The organism is Parahoeflea olei (assembly GCF_001703635.1).
Classification (GTDB): Bacteria; Pseudomonadota; Alphaproteobacteria; order Rhizobiales; family Rhizobiaceae; genus Hoeflea; species Hoeflea olei.
On sequence record NZ_LQZT01000011.1, the window covers coordinates 1 to 5,826 of the forward strand.

The following is a 5,826-nucleotide window of genomic DNA, read 5'->3' on the forward strand; positions in this document are numbered from 1 at the left end:
CGCAAAGCCGCATGACCAGCTTCATGGCCGCCCAATTTGCAGAACTTGACGCACAAAATCAATCTATCTGCATGTTTTTCAATTGGATACGCAGGACAACCCATATTAGACTGGGCCTCGCAATGCGGCCCGCCACACCGTTGCGGGCTTGCATGCGGCGGCAAGGCCCGGTTTCATCCTCCTGAAAGGCAGGGAGCGACATGAAGATACTGATCACAGGCAATCTGGGCTATCTCGGCCCGGTGGTGGTGCGGCACCTGAGGACGACGATCCCGGGCGCCCATATCACGGGCTACGACACCGGCTATTTTGCCCGCTGCGTCACCACCGATGCGCGCCTCGCCGACACCCTGTGCGACGAACAGGTGTTCGGCGATCTGCGCGATATCGACCGAGACTTCGTTTCCGGGTTCGACAAGATCGTGCTGCTCGCGGCGATTTCCAACGATCCGATGGGCGAGCGCTACGCCAGGGTAACCGACGAGATCAATCACCGGGGCTGCCTCAACGTGCTCGACAAGATCGACGATCTGTCCTCGAAGAGCATCGTCTTCGCCTCGAGCTGTTCGATGTATGGCGCCGGCGGCGATGCGCCACGCAAGGAGACCGACGCGCTCAACCCTTTGACCGCCTATGCGCGTTCCAAGGTCGATGTCGAGCAGGCGCTGGAGCGGCTTGCAGGGCGCGGTCCGGTGATCACCTCGCTGCGGTTTTCGACCGCCTGCGGGATGAGCGACCGGCTGCGTCTCGACCTGGTGCTCAACGATTTCGTGGCCTCCGCCCTCGTCAAGGGCGAAATCGAGGTCTTGAGCGACGGCACGCCGTGGCGTCCGCTGATCGCGGTCAAGGACATGGCCCGGGCGACCGAATGGGCGCTTCAGAGACCGGCCGACAACGGAGGCCGCTACATGGCGGTCAATGTCGGCTCGGACGCATGGACCTACCAGATCCGCGACCTGGCCCACGCCGTGGGCGATATCCTGCCCGGCGTCAAGGTGCGGATCAACAGTGCGGGCCAGCCGGACAAACGGTCCTACCGGGTCGATTTCGCGCGGTTCCGTGCGCATGCGCCCGACCACCAGCCGCTCGCCACGCTTGCCGATACGGTCAGGGAACTGGCGGACGGGATCTCGAAGATTCCGGCGCTGCCCTCCGATTTCCGCAGTTCCGATTATGTCAGGCTGTCGGTGCTGACGGGCCTGATCGACAAGGACCTGCTCGATTCGAACCTCTATTGGCAGTGAAAGACTACCCATGAGCATGACCATCTACGGCATCAAGAACTGCGACACCATGAAGAAGGCGCGCGCCTGGCTCGCCGATCACGGTGTCGAGGCCAGGTTTCACGACTACAAGACGGAAGGCATCGACCGCGCCTCGCTCGAACGCTGGTGCGCGCAAGCGGGCTGGGAAACCGTCCTGAACCGCGCCGGCCGCACCTTCAAGATGCTGCCGGAAGCGAGCAAGCAGGATCTCGACCAGCACGCGGCGATAGACCTGATGCTGGCGCAGCCGTCCATGATCAAGCGGCCGGTGCTTGAAGCCGATGGCCGCCTGCTGATCGGCTTCAAGCCGGAGCTTTACGAACAGGTCTTTGCCTGAAGGGAGGTCTGTCGATGTCGAAAGCCACCCGTGCCACGCAGATGCTCGCCGCAGCGGGCATCGCCTTCACGGTCCATGATTATGTCTACGACCCCGATGCGCAGAGTATCGGCCTGCAGGCCGCGGACGCGCTCGACGAGCCGCCGGCGCGGGTGCTCAAGACGCTGATGGCCGAACTCGACGGCAAGCCGGTCTGCGTGATCGCGCCGTCGGACTGCGATGTCAGCATGAAGAAGCTTGCCGCGGCGCTCAGGGGCAAGTCGGCGACCATGATGAAGCCCGCCGCCGCCGAGCGGTTCACCGGCTATCATGTCGGCGGCATCAGCCCCTTCGGCCAGAAGAAGCGGGTCCCGACGGCGATCGAGGAGACGGCGATGCTGGAGCCCTATGTCCTCATCAATGCCGGCCAGCGCGGGCTGCTGCTCCGGATCGATCCCGAGGACGCGCGCCGGGTGCTGGACGCGGTCGCAGCCGACATCGTCGCCTGAAACATCCGGCCCTGCCGATGCCCTAGAACAGCTGCCGATGCCCTAGAACAGGCTGCCCTGGCCGGGCGGTGTCGGCTTCGTCGCCTTGGCGCGCGCGGGCTTTGCCGGGCGGATCGGCTGGTCGGAACTCTGGGCGAGTGCTGCGACCTCGCCGTCGGCGAATTCGATCGACAGCATCGTGCCAGCCTCGACCTCGGCGGCACGGGCGAGGACTGCGCGATCCGCGTCGCGGATCACGGCGAATCCGCGGCCCAGAACGCTGTGGTGGGACAGCGACTGCAGCATCCGCGCCTGCGCGTCGAGGCCTCGGCGGCGCTGGCCGAGCATCTGCGTGAGCGCGATTGTCGCGCGCCGGTCAAGGCCCGTCAGCCGCTCGCGTCCGCGGCCCTGCGTGTCGGCAAGCCGGCGCGGCACCGCGGCAAGGCTCGCGGCATACCGGTCGAGCCGGTTGCGCCAGGCCTCGACCCTGCGGCCCACCGCCCAGTCCGCGCGCGCACTTTTCTCCCGCACCGCCTGCCGTTTCTCGCGGATCGCCGAGACCAGCGCCATCGGCGTCACCCGTGCGGCCTGGCGCTCGAAGCCGCGCCGGCGGTTCGCGGTGTTGAGTTGCAGCGCCTGGCCGAGCCCCTGCGCCGAGCGGTCGAGCCGCTGCCGGGGCAGCGCGAGCACGCTGTCGAGCGTGGGCAGCGCGCGCGCGAGACCCCGCACCGTCTCGCGCCGTCGGTCGAGCGTGCGCGTTTGCGCCGACCGCAGCCGTGCGGCGAGTGCTGCCACCTGGGCCACCAGGTCGGCCTTGACCGGCACCGCCATTTCGGCCGCCCCGGTGGGCGTCGGCGCCCGCCGGTCGCTGGCGTGATCGATCAGCGTCCAGTCGGTTTCGTGCCCGACCGCGGATATCAGCGGGATCTCGGAATCGGCGGCTGCGCGCACCACCGCCTCGTCGTTAAAGCCCCACAGGTCCTCGAGGCTGCCGCCGCCGCGGGCGACGATGATCAGGTCGGGCCGGGCGATCGGCCCGCCGCCCGTCAGCGCATTGAAGCCACGGATCGCCTGCGCCACTTCCTGGCCCGAGGTCTCGCCCTGCACCCGCACCGGCCAGACGATCACATGCACCGGAAACCGGTCTTCGAGCCGGTGCAGGATGTCGCGGATCACCGCGCCCGTGGGCGAGGTCACCACCCCGATCACGCCCGGCATGAACGGCAGCAGTTGCTTGCGCGCCTCGTCGAACAGGCCTTCGGCGGCCAGCTTGCGGCGCCGTTCCTCGATCAGCGCCATCAGCGCGCCGGCGCCCGCGGGCTCGATCGCGTCGATGACGATCTGGTATTTGGACGATCCCGGATAGGTGGTGATCCGGCCGGTGGCGATCACCTCGAGCCCTTCTTCCGGGCGGTGCTTGAGACGCGAGAACACGCCCTTCCAGATCACCGCCTCGATCCGGGCCTTGTCGTCCTTGAGCGAGAAATAGGCGTGTCCCGAGGAATGCGGCCCGCGATAGCCGGAAATTTCGCCGCGCACCCGCACATGGCCGAAGGCATCCTCGACGGTCCGGCGGATCGAGCCCGAGAGCTCGCTGACGGTGAATTCGGCAGCGTTGGTGGGCGAATCATCAAAAATATCAGACATGCCCGATTGCGCATCATGGCATGGTCGCCGTCAAGCCTTGCGGCCACGCCTCGCATCGTGCGGCGGCTTGCCGCGCGCCATTGCACCGGCCGCGCATCCCGGTGCAAGATGCGCCCGGCACGGAGCGAGGGAGAGTTTCGACATGAAGCAGGGGGTGGTGATCGGCGGCGGCCATAACGGGCTGGTGTGTGCCTGGTATCTGGCGGCGGCAGGTCACAAGGTCACGGTTCTCGAACGGCGCGACCAGGTCGGCGGTGCCGCGGTGACCGAGGAATTCCATCCCGGGTTCCGCAATTCGGTCGCCTCCTACACGGTGTCGCTGCTCAATCCCAAGGTGATCGCCGATCTCGAGTTGCCGCGGCATGGCCTGACCATCGTCGAGCGACGGATGGGCAATTTCGTGCCCCTGCCCGACGGCCGCGCGCTCGAAGCCGGACCCGGCCGCACCCGCGCCTCGGTGGCGCAATTCTCCGCGCGCGACGCCGAAGCGCTCGAAGGCTACGACCACATGCTCGAAAACGCGGCCTCGGTGCTGCGCGATCTGCTGTTGCGCACCCCGCCCAATGTCACGGACGGCAACTGGCTCTCGGCCGTGCCGGAACTGCTGAAGACCGCCGCGCTCGGCAAGCGGTTTTCCGACCTCTCGCTCGATGCCCGCCGCGACGTGCTCGATCTCTTCACCTGCTCGGCCTCGGAAATCCTCGACCGCTGGTTCGAAAGCGATCCGGTCAAGGCGCTGTTCGGCTTCGACGGCATCGTCGGCGCCTGGGTCAGTCCCTATACTCCGGGTACAGGCTATGTGCTGCTGCATCACTGTTTCGGCGAGGTCAACGGCAAGCGCGGTGCCTGGGGCCACGCCATCGGCGGCATGGGCGCGATCACGCAAGCGATGCGCCGCGCCTGCGAGGAAAAGGGCGTGGTGATCCGCACCGGCGCGCCGGTCGACCGCATCGAGGCGCGCAAAGGCCGGGTGAGCGCGGTCTTCACCGCGGACGGAACCCGCTACGATGCCGATCTCGTCGCCTCCAACATTCACCCGCAATTGCTGGTGGGTAAACTGCTCACCGATGCGCCGCTGCCTGAGGATTTCCGCCGCCGCATCGGTCACTGGCAAAGCGGCTCGGGCACGTTCCGCATGAATATCGCGCTCGACCGCCTGCCGGCCTTCACGGCGCGGCCCGAGCCGGGCGACCACCTGACGGCAGGCATCATCATCGCACCGTCGCTCGATTACATGGATCGCGCCTATCTCGATTCGCGCAGCCGCGGCTGGTCGCGCCAGCCGGTGGTCGAGATGCTCATTCCCTCCACGCTCGACGACACGCTCGCCCCCGAAGGCAAGCATGTCGCGAGCCTGTTCTGCCAGCATGTCGCGCCGACGCTGCCCGAGGATTTCCCGGGCGGCAATTCCTGGGACGACCATCGCGAGGCCGTGGCGGACCTGATGATCGGCACCGTCGACCGCTTCGCGCCGGGCTTCAGGGACAGCGTGATCGGCCGACAGGTGCTCTCGCCGCTCGATCTCGAACGCGAATTGGCGCTTGTCGGCGGCGACATCTTCCACGGCAAGCTGAGCCTCAACCAGCTGTTCTCCGCGCGCCCGGTGCTGGGCTACGGCGCCTATCGCGCGCCGCTCAAGGGGCTCTATATGTGCGGCTCCTCCACCCATCCCGGCGGCGGCGTGACCGGCGTTCCGGGCCACAATGCGGCGCGCGAAATTCTCGGCGACATCCGGGCCCGCCGGGTGTAATCCTCGGCCCTCGCGGTCGCCCCACGACACTCTTGAGGTAACAGTCCATGAAAACCGAGATCGAAACACTTGCGGGGGAAACCCCCGGCATCGCCTATGAGCTGGTCGTCCATCGCCTTGCCGGCAGCGACCCCGCCGCGCCCAAGGTCTATATCCAGGCCGCACTCCACGCCGACGAACGGCCGGGGCCGGCAGCCCTGCATTACCTGATCCCGGAACTTGTGAAGGCGGAAGCCGAAGGCCGGTTGCTGGGCTCGCTCACGCTGGTGCCGCAGGCCAATCCGATCGGCGCGGCGCAGCACCTGTTCAGCCAGCATATGGGGCGGTTTTTCACCGGCAACCGCATCAATTTCAACCGTG

6 protein-coding genes are annotated in these 5,826 nt (G+C 67.1%); 5 read left to right on the forward strand and 1 reads right to left on the reverse strand.

Annotated features, from left to right (window positions below; all coding sequences use genetic code 11):
* The first annotated feature begins 200 nt into the window (after nucleotides 1-200).
* Genes AWJ14_RS08265 through ybaK form a run of 3 tightly spaced genes read left to right on the forward strand, consistent with a single transcriptional unit; the run spans nucleotide 201 to nucleotide 2,090 of the window.
* Complete coding sequence (locus tag AWJ14_RS08265; RefSeq protein WP_066177387.1) at nucleotides 201-1,244, forward strand: NAD-dependent epimerase/dehydratase family protein; 1,044 nt, start codon at nucleotides 201-203, stop codon at nucleotides 1,242-1,244.
* Nucleotides 1,245-1,254: 10 nt separating this feature from the next.
* Nucleotides 1,255-1,602: an ArsC family reductase gene (locus tag AWJ14_RS08270; RefSeq protein WP_066177389.1), complete on the forward strand. Its 348-nt coding sequence runs from the start codon at nucleotides 1,255-1,257 to the stop codon at nucleotides 1,600-1,602.
* A gap of 14 nt (nucleotides 1,603-1,616) precedes the next feature.
* Nucleotides 1,617-2,090 (forward strand): Cys-tRNA(Pro) deacylase, encoded by a 474-nt coding sequence (gene ybaK, locus AWJ14_RS08275; RefSeq protein ID WP_066177391.1) that lies wholly within the window; start codon nucleotides 1,617-1,619, stop codon nucleotides 2,088-2,090.
* A gap of 42 nt (nucleotides 2,091-2,132) precedes the next feature.
* Here ybaK and xseA read toward each other — a convergent pair whose 3' ends face one another.
* Entirely contained in the window at nucleotides 2,133-3,716 is a 1,584-nt protein-coding gene (gene xseA / locus AWJ14_RS08280) for an exodeoxyribonuclease VII large subunit (RefSeq protein WP_066177393.1), read from the reverse strand.
* A 142-nt stretch (nucleotides 3,717-3,858) separates the two neighbouring features.
* Here xseA and AWJ14_RS08285 point away from each other — a divergent pair, with 142 nt between their 5' ends.
* Together AWJ14_RS08285 and AWJ14_RS22750 are read left to right on the forward strand one after the other, a co-directional pair.
* Entirely contained in the window at nucleotides 3,859-5,466 is a 1,608-nt protein-coding gene (locus AWJ14_RS08285; RefSeq protein ID WP_066177397.1) for a phytoene desaturase family protein, read from the forward strand.
* Between the two features lie 47 nt (nucleotides 5,467-5,513).
* Nucleotides 5,514-5,826: M14 family zinc carboxypeptidase (locus AWJ14_RS22750; protein WP_245304171.1), on the forward strand; the 313-nt coding region annotated here is incomplete at its 3' end.

Bases quoted from the DNA above. Each gene is read 5' to 3' on its own strand.
- AWJ14_RS08265 (WP_066177387.1), top strand. From the start codon at position 201: ATGAAGATACTGATCACAGGCAATCTGGGCTATCTCGGCCCGGTGGTG.
- AWJ14_RS08270 (WP_066177389.1), top strand. From the start codon at position 1,255: ATGAGCATGACCATCTACGGCATCAAGAACTGCGACACCATGAAGAAG.
- ybaK (WP_066177391.1), top strand. From the start codon at position 1,617: ATGTCGAAAGCCACCCGTGCCACGCAGATGCTCGCCGCAGCGGGCATC.
- xseA (WP_066177393.1), bottom strand. From the start codon at position 3,716: ATGTCTGATATTTTTGATGATTCGCCCACCAACGCTGCCGAATTCACC.
- AWJ14_RS08285 (WP_066177397.1), top strand. From the start codon at position 3,859: ATGAAGCAGGGGGTGGTGATCGGCGGCGGCCATAACGGGCTGGTGTGT.